14 protein-coding genes are annotated in these 15,500 nt (G+C 48.4%); 8 read left to right on the top strand and 6 right to left on the bottom strand.

The window, feature by feature from the left end:
* The first annotated feature begins 186 nt into the window (after nucleotides 1-186).
* The 3 genes from ACRRS0_RS22125 to ACRRS0_RS22115 all read left to right on the top strand — a co-directional run bounded on the left by ACRRS0_RS22125 (nucleotide 187) and on the right by ACRRS0_RS22115 (nucleotide 2,857).
* The gene (locus ACRRS0_RS22125; protein ID WP_432455435.1) at nucleotides 187-447 is read left to right on the top strand and encodes a hypothetical protein; all 261 of its coding nucleotides are present in this window, start codon (nucleotides 187-189) and stop codon (nucleotides 445-447) included.
* A 371-nt stretch (nucleotides 448-818) separates the two neighbouring features.
* Nucleotides 819-1,565 (top strand): gamma-glutamyl-gamma-aminobutyrate hydrolase family protein, encoded by a 747-nt coding sequence (locus ACRRS0_RS22120; RefSeq protein WP_432455436.1) that lies wholly within the window; start codon nucleotides 819-821, stop codon nucleotides 1,563-1,565.
* Between the two features lie 14 nt (nucleotides 1,566-1,579).
* Entirely contained in the window at nucleotides 1,580-2,857 is a 1,278-nt protein-coding gene (locus ACRRS0_RS22115) for an NAD(P)/FAD-dependent oxidoreductase (protein WP_432455437.1), read from the top strand.
* A 144-nt stretch (nucleotides 2,858-3,001) separates the two neighbouring features.
* Here the strand turns inward: ACRRS0_RS22115 and ACRRS0_RS22110 are convergent, their stop codons facing one another.
* Nucleotides 3,002-4,012: a substrate-binding domain-containing protein gene (locus ACRRS0_RS22110; RefSeq protein WP_432455438.1), complete on the bottom strand. Its 1,011-nt coding sequence runs from the start codon at nucleotides 4,010-4,012 to the stop codon at nucleotides 3,002-3,004.
* Between the two features lie 451 nt (nucleotides 4,013-4,463).
* Between ACRRS0_RS22110 and hemB the strand changes: the two genes are divergently transcribed.
* Together hemB and ACRRS0_RS22100 are read left to right on the top strand one after the other, a co-directional pair.
* Nucleotides 4,464-5,432: a porphobilinogen synthase gene (gene hemB / locus ACRRS0_RS22105; protein ID WP_439022904.1), complete on the top strand. Its 969-nt coding sequence runs from the start codon at nucleotides 4,464-4,466 to the stop codon at nucleotides 5,430-5,432.
* A gap of 46 nt (nucleotides 5,433-5,478) precedes the next feature.
* Nucleotides 5,479-6,789 carry a hypothetical protein gene (locus ACRRS0_RS22100; RefSeq protein ID WP_432455440.1) on the top strand — a complete coding sequence of 437 codons (1,311 nt, stop codon included), beginning with the start codon at nucleotides 5,479-5,481 and terminating at the stop codon, nucleotides 6,787-6,789.
* Here ACRRS0_RS22100 and ACRRS0_RS22095 read toward each other — a convergent pair.
* The 5 genes from ACRRS0_RS22095 to rhlB form a co-directional block, all read right to left on the bottom strand.
* On the bottom strand, nucleotides 6,786-7,685 hold the full coding sequence (locus ACRRS0_RS22095) for an EamA family transporter (protein ID WP_432455441.1): 900 nt from the start codon (nucleotides 7,683-7,685) through the stop codon (nucleotides 6,786-6,788). The two genes, ACRRS0_RS22100 and ACRRS0_RS22095, sit on opposite strands and share 4 nt — an antisense overlap.
* Before the next feature lie 88 nt (nucleotides 7,686-7,773).
* Nucleotides 7,774-8,850 (bottom strand): 5-(carboxyamino)imidazole ribonucleotide synthase, encoded by a 1,077-nt coding sequence (purK, locus tag ACRRS0_RS22090; RefSeq protein ID WP_432455442.1) that lies wholly within the window; start codon nucleotides 8,848-8,850, stop codon nucleotides 7,774-7,776.
* Between the two features lie 13 nt (nucleotides 8,851-8,863).
* Nucleotides 8,864-9,361 (bottom strand): 5-(carboxyamino)imidazole ribonucleotide mutase, encoded by a 498-nt coding sequence (gene purE / locus ACRRS0_RS22085; RefSeq protein WP_432455443.1) that lies wholly within the window; start codon nucleotides 9,359-9,361, stop codon nucleotides 8,864-8,866.
* A 391-nt stretch (nucleotides 9,362-9,752) separates the two neighbouring features.
* Nucleotides 9,753-11,246: a guanosine-5'-triphosphate,3'-diphosphate diphosphatase gene (gppA, locus tag ACRRS0_RS22080; protein ID WP_432455444.1), complete on the bottom strand. Its 1,494-nt coding sequence runs from the start codon at nucleotides 11,244-11,246 to the stop codon at nucleotides 9,753-9,755.
* 14 nt (nucleotides 11,247-11,260) lie between these two features.
* Entirely contained in the window at nucleotides 11,261-12,556 is a 1,296-nt protein-coding gene (rhlB, locus tag ACRRS0_RS22075; RefSeq protein WP_432455445.1) for an ATP-dependent RNA helicase RhlB, read from the bottom strand.
* Between the two features lie 194 nt (nucleotides 12,557-12,750).
* Here rhlB and trxA point away from each other — a divergent pair, with 194 nt between their 5' ends.
* From trxA to ACRRS0_RS22060, 3 genes are all read left to right on the top strand, one after another.
* Nucleotides 12,751-13,077 carry a thioredoxin TrxA gene (trxA, locus tag ACRRS0_RS22070; RefSeq protein ID WP_432455446.1) on the top strand — a complete coding sequence of 109 codons (327 nt, stop codon included), beginning with the start codon at nucleotides 12,751-12,753 and terminating at the stop codon, nucleotides 13,075-13,077.
* Nucleotides 13,078-13,277: 200 nt separating this feature from the next.
* A complete protein-coding gene (gene rho / locus ACRRS0_RS22065; protein ID WP_432455447.1) occupies nucleotides 13,278-14,543 on the top strand; it encodes a transcription termination factor Rho in 1,266 nt (421 codons plus the stop codon).
* A gap of 38 nt (nucleotides 14,544-14,581) precedes the next feature.
* A complete protein-coding gene (locus ACRRS0_RS22060; RefSeq protein WP_432455448.1) occupies nucleotides 14,582-15,484 on the top strand; it encodes a hypothetical protein in 903 nt (300 codons plus the stop codon).
* Nucleotides 15,485-15,500 lie beyond the last annotated feature (16 nt).

The raw sequence follows: 15,500 nt of genomic DNA, 5'->3' as shown, positions 1-15,500 counted from the left end.
CGGAGATATGCATTGAAGGACCAAATGTACCATGAAAAAAATATTCAGCTGACTGATGGGCTTAGGCCTGAACGCCTGTGCAAGTTTAAACTCTGCTCAACTTCTCTTACTGGCAACCGGTAGCGGGCACTTAGCAACTCAAAATTTGCGGGATGCAAGTGAGAGTGAAACCGAGGACTCTCGTACTTGGTGACGAGTTGCCAGTATGGTATTGACCGTTTAGGCGATGAATGGGTGACGCCCAATAAAGTTGATTACTTGGCGCGCAGCATTAGCCAACAATTGCCTGATAGCAAACAGTTAACCGTTACTCATTTTGTCACTTATCTGAATATGCAATATTGGCTCCGAGCAGGAAACATATTTCGAGGCCCGATTTGGGAGTTGGTGGAATGTGATCAGCATACCGATGAATTTATCAACTATACGCAAGCCGAGAACCCATAGTGACAGCCGATTATTATCCAAACGCTTAAGGGGAATATTGACGGTGTCAGCTTTTCACAGCGCATGCTCGCTTTTCCTGAATGTCCCGATGGTGGCGACACTTGTGTTGGCTGGGATGCGCGCGTATGCGGTTAAAAAAGTCGTACTGGGTTTAAGCCACTCGGTTATTGAGGCACATAAGCAGCAAGTCTCGTTGACGCCATAAGCCTAGATGCTGGTGTTTGTTTTGCATGGCTGAGGGCTCAATTTCGTCTCAGTCGGAGCATGGAACTTCGCACGCCAAATTATCATTTGTTAAATATAATTTACATTTAATCTATTTCGTGGCAGTTTGTAGCTAAATATTGAATGAATACTGAACGGAGTGCGCAGTGGAAGCGAATCAAAAACAAGCTTTAATCGGAGTGATTTGTTGCCATAAACAACAGGACGCCTATCAAATACAAAGCGTCAATGAGTTTTATCTAAATGCCTTAGCCGCGTATGGCGCGGGTGCAATTTTACTGCCCCATCATTTAAGTGCGTCGGCCTTAAATCGCGTGCTGAGTCAACTGGATGGGGTGTTGCTGACTGGTAGTCACTCTAATGTTGATCCGCAACTTTATGCGGCCAGCCATCATGAACCAAGGCTCGACCCGGGGCGCGATCGTTTAGCCTTTGCTATTGTTGACTACTCTCGGCAGCAGGGCTTGCCAGTGTTTGGTATTTGTCGTGGCTTCCAGGAAATGAATGTTGCGCTGGGGGGGAGTTTGCATCACCAGGTCTACCTGCGGGAAGGAGCAATTGAGCATCGTGAGTCAGAAACTAAAGACTTCGCAGTAAAGTATGCCAGCCAGCATCCCCTCAAATTAAATCCACAAGGTAAGCTGGCGCAATGGCTCGACACTGAGCAAATTGAGGTGAATTCTTTACATAATCAAGGCATTGACCAGTTGGCCGAGGGTTTACAGCTGGAGGCAATTGCCGAAGACGGTCTGATCGAAGCCTATTGCTTAGCTGAGCACCCGTTTTTTTATGCGGTGCAATGGCATCCCGAGTGGCAAGCGGCGCAAAATCCCTTGTCGCAGGTCCTATTTAGTCAGTTCGTGGCGGCAGCAGAACGGCATCAGCAAGCCTGATTTAAGGAGATCCTATGCAACAACATACCGATTCTTACTATGCAGCAACGGCTAATCATTCGCGCCAGTTTGCTCAGTTACAACGGGATATTCGCTGTGACGTTTGCATCATTGGCGCAGGATTTAGTGGCTTGTCTTCGGCCCTGCATCTTGCCGAGAAAGGCTTCCATGTGGTGGTGCTAGAAGCTGCTCGGGTCGGCTTTGGCGCGACTGGCCGTAATGGCGGACAAATTGTGAATAGCTATAGCCGCGATGTGGATGTCATTGAACAGCGCTATGATCAAAAAACCGCTCAGGCCCTGAATGAGATGATTTTTGAAGGCGGCGAAATTATTCGTTCCCGTATTCAGGACTACCAAATTGCCTGTGATTATCAACAAGGTGGGGTATTCGCGGCCTATAACGCCAAGCAATTGAGAGGCTTAATTGAACAAAAAGCCAATTGGGAACGCTTTGGTAACCATCAACTGGAACTTCTGGATAAAGCGCAGTTAGCTCAGGTGGTGGGGACCGAGGCCTATGTGGGCGGTTTATTAGACAGGAAGGGCGGGCATATTCATCCTTTGAATCTTGCTTTAGGTGAGGCTGAAGCCCTATTAAGTTTGGGCGGTGAAATATACGAGCAGTCGCCAGTAATATCTTATCAAAGGGGGGAAGTCACTAAGGTGTTGACCACACATGGCAGCGTGAGTGCCAATTATCTGTTATTTGCGGGCAATGCTTACCTCGGGGAATTAGAGCCTAAACTCAGTGATAAGGCGATTCGGTGTGGCACTCAGGTGGTGGCGACTGAACCGCTGAGTGAAGCGCAGTGTCAGCAATTACTACCGCAAAATTACTGCGTGGAAGACTGCAATTATTTGTTAGATTATTATCGGCTGACCGCCGATCGACGCTTATTGTTTGGTGGCGGTGTGGTATATGGCGCCAAGCCTTTGGCTTCTATTGAGCGGCAAATACGCCCCAAGTTTGAAGCTTTATTTCCGCAGTTGCGCGGGCTTAAAATTGACTATGCGTGGACCGGTAACTTCTTACTGACCTATTCACGGATGCCACAATTCGGTCGCTTAGACAGCAATATTTATTATCTACAGGGTTACAGTGGCCATGGCCTGAGTTGTACCCACTTAGCGGGTAAACTATTGGCAGAAGTGCTGAGCGAACAAGCGCAGCGTTTTGATGTGTTTGCCTCGCTGAGCCACTACCGTTTTCCTGGAGGCCGTCATTTACAGGTACCGTTTACTGCTTTGGGCGCGGTTTACTATAATCTGCGTGACAAATTAGGGATCTAAGCGTGGTTAGCCTGCACTGTTTTCTTGGTGGTCGTCATTTATTGGTGAAGGCTGCCGTATACTGCCTTGGGCGCGGTTTACTATAATCTGCGTGACAAATTAGGGATCTAAGCGTGGTTAGCCACGTTAGTTGCCGAGTTTGAGCTAAGTTTGGTTTGTCCGGGGTGGCGCAACCGAGTCTCGTTTGACGAGGGTTGGTACGTACTTGTGTAAGTCTGCGACATTCTCGCCATTGGCCAACGCTAGCGACATTTCGGCCGCTTCCATTGCCATCATCTCGATCGGATAGCGCATGGTAGTAAGCTTGGGGCGTAGATAGCGGGACAGTAAGACATCATCGAAACCAATCACCGATATATCCTCGGGGACTCGATAGCCGTTATCGCATAATACGCTGATCACGCCCGAAGCCATCGCATCGTTATAGACGATCACGGCGCTCAAATCTAAACCACGAGCTAACAGGTTCTGAGCGGCGATTTCACCGCCAATTTCATTGGGTTCTGCCGTGGCAATTGCATGCTCTGCTAAGGGCGTGTTGCTTTCGGCAAGAATACTTTTTACCCCTTCAAGACGAAGTCGAGGATCTTCAATATCGTAGTTACTGCTGATACAGGCGATATTGCGATGACCCAAAGACAATAAATGACGTGCCGCAGCTTCACCGCCAGCCTGATTGTCTAACCAGACACAGCGATGGGCAATTTCTGGAATGAATCGGTTAATCAGTACCATTGCGGGAATAGCGTTGGCGTAGTCGATGAGCGTTTGGTTACTCAAGGCCTTGGCATGAACCACCAATGCTTGGCAACGCTGTTCTAAAAGCGTTTCGATGGCCTGCTTCTCGGTCTCGGCACTGACTAAACCATTGCTGATCAACAGTTGGATGTTATGGTTACGGGTGATTTTTTCTACGCCACCAGCCAAGGTAGCAAAAAATGGATCGGTTAATTCACTAAAGACCAAACCTAGTGTGGGGTTGGTTTGGGTGACTAGCGCTCGGGCATTGGCATTGGGTCGATAGCCTAATTCGAGCATCACTTTTTTTACTAACTCACGATTTTTGGCGCTCACCTTGGGTCCATTGTTGACCACCCGTGAAACCGTGGCAACAGAAACACCGGCTGCGGCGGCGACGTCTTTAATAGTGGCCATTTGTACTCCAAAAATAACTGAATAACGAAGGCTGCTCTTCGTTACAAAGCATCGCCAAATACCAAATATAAGTCGTAGCTGCTCATATTTGCGGTCAATTTAGCAAATTATTCTTTTTAGTGGAAACGTTTTCCCAATAGTTCGCGATCAGGATCTGCAATTCACTCGCGGGTGTGTCGATTTAGTGAACCATTTTTATTATTGTATATCTTAATTAAGGTCGGTGTAGGATGTGTGACCCGCACCACTTCGATTCAGATTGATCGAGTAAACTGCGCAGGATGGTCGATTTATCTTTCTTGAAGACGTTTGCTATTGCTGGCTCAGCATTGCTGATTGTAAATGCAATCCATACTTGCCGAACGGCTAAGTTGGGCTTAAAGTAACGCTTGATCATCAGAGCAAATAGGAGTGCTGAGTGAGCGTATCAAGAGTCTTTCCCGCTACCCGGATGCGTCGTCTTCGACGCCATGAATTTTCCCGCCGTTTAGTGGCAGAAAATCAACTAACGGTTGATGATTTGATTTACCCGATGTTTGTTATCGAGGGTGAAAATCAAACCGAGGCGGTGGCGTCGATGCCCGGCGTACAGCGATTTACGATTGATTTATTATTAAAAGAGGCCGAGCAGCTGGTGGCTCTGGGGGTGCCGATGGTAGCACTATTTCCGGTGATGCCACTGGCGCAGAAGTCGCTGCTGGCGGAGCAGGCTTATGCCGAAGATGGCATAGCGCAACGAGCGATTGTCGCCTTGAAGGCGGCCTTTCCCGAGCTGGGAGTGATGGTCGATGTGGCGCTTGATCCGTTTACCACTCATGGCCAAGACGGGATCATTGATTCGCAGGGCTATGTGCAAAATGACATTACCACTGAAGTTTTAGTCAAGCAGGCGCTTTCCCACGCCGCCGCGGGGGCTGATGTGGTGGCACCTTCGGATATGATGGATGGACGAATTGGGGCAATCCGCGAAGCCTTGGAAGAAGCGGGTTACCACAACACCATGATCATGGCTTATTCTGCTAAATATGCCTCGGGTTACTATGGCCCGTTCCGCGATGCACTCGGTAGCGCCAGCAACTTAAAAGGTGGTAATAAGAAGACCTATCAAATGGATCCCGCCAATACTCAGGAAGCCTTGCACGAAGTGGCGCTGGATATCGAGGAAGGTGCCGACATGGTGATAGTGAAGCCGGGCATGCCCTATCTTGATGTGGTGCGTCAGGTGAAGGATACTTTTTCGCTGCCCACCTTTGCTTATCAGGTGAGTGGTGAATACGCCATGCATAAGGCTGCTTTTGCCAATGGCTGGTTGGAGGAGCGTCCAGTGGTTTTGGAATCTTTGCTGGCCTTTAAGCGCGCTGGTGCCGATGGTATTTTGACTTATTTTGCCAAAGATGTGGCCCAATGGTTAGCCGAATAGGCTGCCGCAGCCCAGCTTTTACCTTGGGCAAAGCTGGGTAGCTTAAATGACCGTCTTGGCGAAGCTGCTGGCCTGGGGATTAAGCTTATTGCTGCTGGTAGCGTTGAGTGGTTTGCTTGGCTTGAAGTTGGCCCTGTCAACACTGGCTAGCATTCCTGCTCCACCAGCGCCGAGCCCACAGCAAGTGGCGGATGTTAAGCATTTATTGCAAGAGAATATGCAGCGACTCGGCGATGCCAGCCAGCCAGTTGATATTTTGTTATCTTCACAGCAACTGCAGGCGCTAAGCCGATTAAGCTCACGTGCTTTTAGCCAGATCAATGTTGAGACACAACTTCAAGCAGAACAATTGCGACTGCGGGCAACGATTACTCTACCCGCACAGTGGTTTGGCCGTTATTTGAATCTTCAAGTTAGTCTGCTCCCATCCAGCCAAGGTTTGCAATTGGCTGAGCTAACTCTAGGGGACTTAAGCTTGCCTGCACAGCCAGTGTTTGTGGCTTTATTGTGGCTAAGTGAGCGCTACTTTCCTGAGCTGCCTTTGAAGGCGCTAGTCAGTCACATGAGTGTCCCGCAGGTTGATCAGCAAACATTGCGCTTACAGGTGACTGCAAAGGCGAATGTTCGCCAAACGCTCATCAAGGCCTATCAATCATTCAGTCAATGGCAACAACCACAAACCATTGGCCTGCCAATTGCCTACTACTATCATAAGTTGGCCTTGTTAGGTCAGCAGTATGCGGGGCAGATGGAGGTTTCATTGTTTGATTATCTCTATCCTTTAAGCTTTGACGTCGCCTTGCGCGGGCAGAGAGGTTCGCTATTAGTCGAGCAACAAGCGATGATTTGGGCGGTAAGCCTGTTTTTTAGTGAAGGAAGCTTGCGAAGTTTATTGCTGAAACGTTTTTCGCTTGAGCTGCCGTTTGTGCCTGCGCCCAGTAATGTTCGTTTAGCGGGACGCCGTGATTTGCTATTGCACTTTAGCTATTCGGCAGGCCTGCGGATGGCGGCAGAGCAAGGTTTTAGTGCCTCGATAGGGGAATTTAAAGAGCTATTTGATTCTGTGGCTGGTGGCAGTGGCTTTAGTTTTGCTGATTTGGCGGCCGATTTTACCGGCATTCAGTTTGCGCAAACGGCTACCAGCTTAGCCAAGACTCAAGCATTTTTGCAGGCAATGCGCCAAGCCAGCGCCGAGCAAGATTTATTTCCTCGGGTCGATGACTTAAGCGAGGGACTCAGCGAACAACAATTCCTGAAAATTTATCAGTCGAGTGATTCTGCACTATATCAGCAGCAGGTATTTTTTATTCGGCAGCGGATCGCCCATTTGCCGGTGTTTTCGGTAGCCAATCACTAGCCAAAAATCAGTAAACTACTGCCTACCACACACAGTGCGGCGCTCGCCCATGCCGAATAGGTGGGGGCTTGTTTGGTGTAGATCCAGAGTAGCGGCAAGACTAAGATTGGCGAGCTGGAGGACAAGAGCGCCACCACAGAAACATCGCCATTGCGTAGCGCAAACAGCATCAGGGTCATGCCTACCGCCATGGCGAGAAAACCATTGCTGGCAATCATCATAAATAATCTTGGGGTGAGTGGCTTATGGGCGCGCGCCAGTTTATGGGCTGCAAAGTATAACAACATATGCGCAGTAAAAGCGCTGAGCATCCGTAGCGTTGAGGCGGCGATGGGGTCGACCGGATGGGCCGCGCTGGCGCTTAATAGCGGCTTTAGCATCACGGTGCCGATGCTTTGACAAAGCGCCGCACTCAAACCCAGCAATAGCGCGATACTCACCGGACCATTGATCTTTTCCCAGCTATGTTGATTGGCTTTACGGCCGAAGCTTACCGCCAGAATAACCCCGAGAAATAAACTTGCAGCCCCCACTAAGGGCCAACCCGATAGCTGTTCGTTAAATAAGTAAACTCCTAAGAAAGCGGAAAAAGCGGCATGGCATGCAAATAATAGGCTGGCCCGACGCGGCCCGAGTCGATTCATACAGGCAAACAGGGCGGTGTCACCAACAAATACCCCAATAAATCCCGAGAGGGCAAACAAGGCTGCTTGTTCGAAGCTGATGTTCTGCCAGTTGTTATTAACTAAAGTTGCAGTGGCCAACATTAGGCTGACTAAACCCATCCGCCAGCGACTATAGGCGAAGGCGCCAAGTTGACGGCTGGGAGTGACCGAAATTAAGCTGGTGAGGGCCCATAGGGCCGCTGCTAATAGCGCGAGCCATTCGTAGCTCAAGGAGCTTACTCCAGAAATCTTGTAATATTCAATGAACCCAAGCCTTGTGGCGAAGCTGCTAGCGCAGCCACAAGGCTTAGTTCGTGCTTTAGTCGAGGTGACCGATTAACCAGGCGATGGCATCACTATAGACCGGGCTCATCAGCGGTTGTAGTTGGGCGAGGCTGTTGAGTAGCTGCTGGCGCTCGGCGATACTGATGTTGATATGGCCGACTTTTCGTCCGGGACGAACCTCTTTGCCATACCAGAATATTTCTACGCCCGGTACGCTGAGCCAGCGTTGGTCATAGTCGACACCGATTAGGTTAAGCATCACGCTTTGAGTTTTCACCAACGGCTGCACTAAGGGTAAGTTGGCGACAGCACGCAAATGCGCTTCAAACTGGCTTAAGCTTGCTCCTGCCTGGGTCCAATGGCCGCTGTTGTGGACCCGCGGCGCAATTTCGTTGATTAACAGTTGTTGTCCCACTTGGAAGCATTCCATGGTCATTACGCCAACATAATTTAAGGCTTCCATGAGCTTGCCCAGCATCGCTTCGGCTTGGCTTTGCAGCGGTGCTTTACTGGCGACAGGTGAAACGGTGGCTAATAAAATGCCTTGATGATGCTGATTAATCGCTAGTGGGTAGAAGGCCGTCTCGCCGTTGGCATGACGCATGCCGATTAATGAGACTTCTTCTTCGAAATTGATTGCCTGTTCGGCAATACAATGATCTAACCAAGTATGCGGAATCGCGCGTTGCTCAGCGTTGCCTTGTTGTTTTAACCAATGTTGGCCCTTTCCATCGTAACCACCTGAGCGCTGTTTGAGTAACACTCGTTCGCCTAATTCAGCGAACAGTTGCTCGGCACTATGCTGTGTTTTCACATCGACCCAAGGCGCGGTCGCCAAAGAGAGCGAATCGAGTAGACGTTTCTGGCTGGCTCGGTCGGCTAATTGCGCCAGAGCGGGGCCATTTAAAAATCGTGGATGCTGGGTGAGTTGTTCGGTGGCAGGCGTGACAGGCCAATGTTCCCGCTCAACGGTGACCACGTCGTCATCGCCAATGGCAAATTGCTCAAGCTCGTCGGTCTCCACCGGACGAACTTCCAGACAAAGTGGTTGGGCGGCATGTTTGAGCATGGCGCCAAGTTGGCCTGCGCCGAGGATCCAAATTTTGTTCATTCTGTTAACCTAACTACTCGGCGATACGTGGGTCGGGGTGCGCCAATACCGATTCGGTTTGCGCGGTGCGGAATGCTTCGATGCGTTGCGCTAGTTGAGGATCGGTGGTTGCTAAAATTTGGGCCGCGAAGAGACCTGCGTTATAGGCTCCTGCGGTACCGATAGCTAAGGTGCCAACGGCGACGCCCTTAGGCATTTGAGCGATTGACAGCAGGCTATCCATACCGCTAAGCGCCTTACTTTGTACGGGCACACCAAGTACTGGAAGACGGGTTTTGGAAGCGATCATGCCGGGCAAGTGCGCTGCTCCGCCTGCCCCACCGATGATGACGCGAATACCCCGTTCAGCTGCATTGGCTGAAAAACTCATTAATTTGTCGGGAGTGCGGTGCGCTGAAACTACTTCCACTTCAAATTCTACGCCTAGTTGGCTCAGTATTTCGGCGGCGTTTTCCATGGTTGGCCAATCACTTTTGGATCCCATGACGATGGCAACGAGTGGTTGTGGCATTGTATTCTCCTCGACTTAATAGCACAGTGGTAACACGTTTTTTGAGACAACGATCTAAATGTTGCTGGTTTGCGGCGCATAGTGCCAGCCTCATCGGCTTAGGTCAATATTAGCGCAGTACTTGTAGTGATATTCGTTGGGTAAAGAAGAATGTTTAGGTGAGCTTAGCTTTGCTGGCCATCTGATAGGATTGCCGGAGCACTAAAGCTTGAGTTGATCTCGGGATTCGGTCTTATGATTCCGCTATCTATAGTGCTGAGTACATCGAGGGAAGCCACGCTTCAGTCGGTGCTATCTTGCCGGTAGGCAAACAAGTAGAAGGGGCTTGCTTAAAATCAATGCTGGCTGCCTTTTAAGCACACTCAGCTTAACCTACAGCATGTAACGAATTTTAACAGAGCGCCTCAATTACCCGCAATGGATAACCAACTTCGCTTTGTACTTTGGCTTCTAGTTCTAGTTCTGCTGCGCGTAAGGGGTGTTGCTCACTCCAGGTGGGAGGAAAACAAAGTTGCCAGTCATTTTCATTCTGTAACAAGCTGATGTTTGGTACGCTACCTTCGGTGCGACGCATACAGACGATGATAGCGATCCGCAGCATGCGGGTTAATATCAGGGCTTCTGGTTTTTCTAAAGCATGTTGTTGGCTTAATAGCTGGGCTTGCCACTGACCTCGCTGATTGAGCATTAGGCTGGAGACAAAATGCTTTTGAGCGCTAGTAAAGCCGGGTAAATCAGAATGATCGATAATATAAGCTGCATGCTCGGGGGCTTTTTTAAATTCGATATTCAAGCCAACCTCATGAAACATAGCTGCCCACTTTAATAAGCTTAAAGCTCGATCGCTGAGACGAGGAGTAACTTGTTGGCAAAGCGTAATCGCACAATGAGCGACTCGCTCTGCTTGTTGTACATCGATGTGATGGCGTTTGATGAAGCTTTCAGCGGTGCGTGCGCGGACGCTACTGGTTTCTTGTTGACTCAGTAGACCATAGACTAAACCCTCGCGTAGTGCGCCGCCCGCGAGGGTGAGTCCTTCAATTTGCAAGCTTTCGAACAAGGCGATTAAAATTGCTAATCCAGATGCAAATACTGGTTTACGTTCTTCGTTGAGCCCCTCGATATTGAGTGTTTCAAGTTTGCCACAAGCGATCACTTGTTGTTGAATCGCTTTCAGTTTGGGATAGGTGATCCGTTCATCGAGGCCTTGAGCGGTGATAATTTCTAATACGGCTTGAATAGTGCCAGAGGCTCCTAAAGCGCTTTTCCAACCGAGACGTCGATAATCACTGAGTACCGGCTCAATCACTGCTTTGGCTGCTTCAATGGCTTGGGCGAAGTTACCCTCACTCAGAGAGTCTGAAAAATAACGCTTCAGCCAGGTGACACAGCCCATATCGAGGCTATTTAATAGCCGAGTTTCGCTTTGTTCACCAATCACTAATTCGGTACTTGCACCCCCAATATCGATCACCAAACGTTTACCATGGCCGCCGCTGGTGTGAGCCACTCCACGGTAAATGATTTTGGCTTCGGTTTCACCGCTAATGATATTGATTTTATTTGCGAGTATTTTTTCTGCTTGAGTTAAAAATACTTGGGCGTTGACGGCCTTACGCAGGGCTGCGGTGGCCACAATTTTGATCTGTTGTTCGGGGATATCGCGTAATTGCTCAGAAAATAAACTCAGGCATTGCCAACCGCGGACCATCGCTGCCTGATCGAGTTGATTATTTTTATCTAAGCCTTCAGCGAGTCGAACCTTTCGCTTAACCTTGGCAATGGTCTGTACGCAGCCACTGAGCTCCCGCACGATTAACATGTGGAAGCTGTTAGAACCTAAATCAATGGCTGCATAGAGGGGCGAAGATTTTGACTCGTTCATCCTTGAGCGCTCAGTTATGAGTGGCGACTGCGTCTTGGTTTGGAGTGGCCGCTACTGCTACTTCGATTACTTCCCCGTGCGCCGCCGCGACTATTGACACTTTTAGGTCGATGAACTCGCTGGGCTCGCGGTAAATCGCGTAGTAAAGCTTCACTGTCATATTGACTCAATGGCACCGGATGTTTGATGTACTCTTCGATCGCCGGTAAGTTGAAAACATATTCTTCACAGGCTAGGCTAATCGCGTGACCACTTAAACCGGCACGCCCAGTTCGACCAATGCGGTGAACGTAATCTTCTGCGTCGTCGGGAAGATCGTAATTAAATACGTGGGTTACCGAGGGAATATGTAGGCCTCGTGCGGCGACATCGGTGGCTACTAAGATGTCTAATTTACCATCGGTAAATTGTTCGAGTATTTGTACCCGCTTACGCTGTGGTACATCTCCGGTTAACAAACCAACGCGGTGTTGGTCGGCAACCAAGTGTCCCCAAATGTCTTCGCAGCGGTGTTTGGTATTGGCGAAAATAATCGCCCGTTCAGGCCATTCTTCTTCGATTAAGGTTTGTAGTAATGCCATTTTGTCGTCATTGGACGGGTAAAACAGCTCTTCCTGGATGCGTACGCCAGTCATTTGTTCTGGCTCTACAATCACGTGTTCCGGTTCGTTCATGTGTTCAAAGGCAAGCTCTTTCACCTTAAATGAAAGGGTAGCCGAAAACAGCATGTTCAGGCGCAGCTTGGGCTCTGGCATGCGGCGCATTAAATAACGAATATCTTTAATGAAACCGAGATCGAACATGCGGTCGGCTTCATCTAGTACCATGGCTTGTAGACTATTGAGGCTAAAGGCACCCTGTTTGAAATAGTCAATCATCCGACCGGTGGTGCCGATGAGGATATCAACGCCTTCATCAAGGGTTGCCCGTTGGCTGGCATAACCTTCACCCCCATACACTAAACCCAATTTTAAGCCAGTTGCTTTGGCTAATAAACGGGCATCGTTGTGAATTTGAATTGCTAATTCACGGGTGGGCGCTAAGATTAAGGCGCGTGGTTGATTTTGTTGGCGACCTTCAGGCACTGGCGTGGTTAGCAAGTGGTTAAAGGTGGCAACTAAAAAGGCTAAGGTTTTCCCCGTACCGGTTTGTGCTTGGCCCGCAATATCCTTGCCTTTCAGCAGGATCGGTAGACTTTGCGCTTGGATAGGGGTGCAATTGTGATAGCCGTGCTGTTCTAAGGCTTCTAATACCCCAGCGTCTAGCTCTAAGTCGGCGAATCGTAGTTCAGTTAAGTGTGCTTTGCTCATGGCGTAAGCATATCACAGCTATCTGGCACTACCAGCACCACATTTACTTTTATTGTGCTGGTGATTTACTTATGTTAATTGGTAGTAGCTTAGATTGCCTTGGAATGAGCTTGGGCTTGCATTCATTAGTCGGATCATTTCAAATAGTCGGGTACATTATCTATATAGATAGCAGAGAATATTTGGAGTAATACATGAGCGACAAATTAGTTCAGCTGAGTGACGATAGTTTCGAGGCAGACGTACTAAATGCAAGCACACCTGTATTAGTAGACTTTTGGGCTGAATGGTGTGGACCGTGCAAAATGATTGCACCGATCCTCGATGAAGTTGCTGAAGAATACGCAGGCAAAGTTACCGTAGGTAAGTTGAATATTGATCAAAATGCGGCGACTCCGCCCAAGTTTGGTATTCGCGGGATCCCTACTTTATTGTTATTTAAAGATGGCAAAGTGGCTGCGACTAAAGTTGGTGCGCTGTCTAAAGCACAATTAACAGCGTTTTTAGACGAAAACCTGTAGTAACTATGTGAGCAGGTCGACATTCGTTGCCTGCTTTTGCTGGATCTTTCTTCACAATAGTGCTAATTTTACTTTCGAATTTTCCTACGCCTGTTATTTAAGGCTATCTCTTGGCCGACTGAACAGTCGAGTAAGCATCTCTACTATATCTAACTCACTCTGCCGTCAGTCTATTTCGACAAAACTGAATACTCACCATTATGAATTTAACTGAGCTAAAAAATACCCCGGTCCATGAACTGATTACGCTAGGCGAATCGATGGGCTTAGAAAATCTGGCCCGTCTGCGTAAGCAAGATATTATCTTCTCGATCCTCAAGGCTCACGCGAAAAGCGGGGAAGCCATTTTTGGACATGGTGTTCTCGAAATTCTGCAGGATGGCTTTGGCTTTTTGCGCAGTGCAGACAGTTCTTACCTGGCTGGCCCTGATGATATTTACGTTTCGCCTAGCCAAATTCGCCGTTTTAACCTGCGAACTGGTGATACCGTGGAAGGTAAGATTCGACCGCCGAAAGAAGGTGAGCGTTATTTTGCTTTGCTAAAGATTGGTCAAGTAAACCACGATAAACCTGAAAACTCTCGTAACAAAATCCTCTTTGAAAACCTTACGCCTTTACATGCCACTAAACGGATGCGCATGGAACGCGGTAATGGTTCCACAGAAGATATTACTGCACGAGTTTTAGATTTGGCCTCGCCGATAGGGAAAGGGCAACGTGGTTTGATTGTTGCGCCTCCTAAAGCGGGTAAAACTATGTTGCTGCAAAATATTGCACAAAATGTGGCTTTTAATCATCCCGAGTGTGAGCTGATTGTGTTGTTGATCGATGAGCGTCCAGAAGAAGTTACCGAGATGCGACGCTTGGTTCGCGGAGAAGTGATTGCTTCTACCTTTGATGAACCTGCAAGCCGTCATGTACAGGTTGCCGATATGGTGATTGAGAAAGCCAAGCGTTTGGTTGAGCACAAGAAAGACGTGATTATTCTGCTTGATTCTATCACTCGTTTAGCGCGAGCCTACAATACCGTGATTCCTTCTTCAGGCAAGGTACTTACTGGTGGTGTGGATGCCAACGCGCTCCATCGTCCGAAGCGCTTCTTTGGTGCTGCGCGTAACGTTGAAGAAGGTGGCAGCTTAACTATTATTGCCACCGCCCTGGTTGATACCGGCTCAAAAATGGATGAAGTCATCTACGAAGAGTTTAAGGGTACCGGTAATATGGAATTACACTTAAGCCGTAAGATTGCCGAAAAACGTGTTTATCCAGCGATTGATATCAATCGTTCTGGTACTCGTCGTGAAGAGTTACTTGCCAGTGGTGATGAACTGCAGAAGATGTGGATCCTACGGAAGATTGTGCATCCAATGGACGAAACAGGCGCGATGGAGTTCTTGATTGATAAGCTCTCAATGTCTAAGACTAATGATGAGTTTTTCGATGCGATGAAAGCCCAGAAAAAATAGGCGTAAACTGGCCGCAACCGCGGCCAGTTTCATTTCCGATGATAAAACGCTTACTGTTTGTTTTAATCCTTAGTTACCCGCTACTTGCCCATGCCGAACAGCAAGGTCCGAATCCTCCTTCTTCAGCTATTGACCCTCAAGTACCGTTAACTATTTTACTTCGAAGCGTTGATGCTTTGATGCAAAATCAGCCCGCTTGGGTGATTGATTTATTACCTCAATTACTTCCTGAACATCGTGAAGCTTTATTGTATGAAAGCTTGCGTTATTTACATCAAAACCACCATGTACCCAATCAAACCTTAAAAAATTGGTTATTAAAGCTTGCTGCGGAGCGCCCGTTGACTCGAGAATCGGCGGTGATTGATGGTTACGAGGTGATTCGGCCGACTTATGATTACCCAGCGCTAGCGCGTAGTCTTATTTTGAATCAGCTCTCCGCTGAGCGTTCACAATTCTACTTAAGTGAGTTATTACACGATCAATTTCAATGGTCTTTGGTATTCCGTAAGAACAATCCATTGTTGCTGGAACAGCAATTAGATTTGATCCGTGCCTTATCCCAGTTGGATGCTCCACAATTACTGCATGTTCGCAAAACGATGCCCAGCCAGTTGTATTTTCCGGATAATCACGTGGTGGTTGCTTTGGCCGTTGGTTCCGGTTCTAGTCAAGCGATTCGCGAGGTGCTAGGTTTACCGATGGATCAATACAGTGTGTCTTTATTAGAAAAGTTACGCACCCAATGGCCAGCGGAACAGGCTTTTGAGCTGTTGAAAGGTGCTGCCGAGAATCCTGAATTATTGTATTTCTCTTATAGTGCGATAGCTCGCTTAGGTCAGAATTACCCTCCAGCTGCGCAGTTCATTTTGACTCAGTATCGGGATCCTGAATATCAAGAACTCGCGGCAATGGTTATGATTGAAATGCAATCACAGTAGTGGGCCAGTTTTGGCT

Source organism: Agarivorans sp. QJM3NY_29 (assembly GCF_050870835.2).
Lineage (GTDB): Bacteria > Pseudomonadota > Gammaproteobacteria > Enterobacterales > Celerinatantimonadaceae > Agarivorans.
This window is presented reverse-complemented; position numbering and strand designations above follow the sequence as displayed.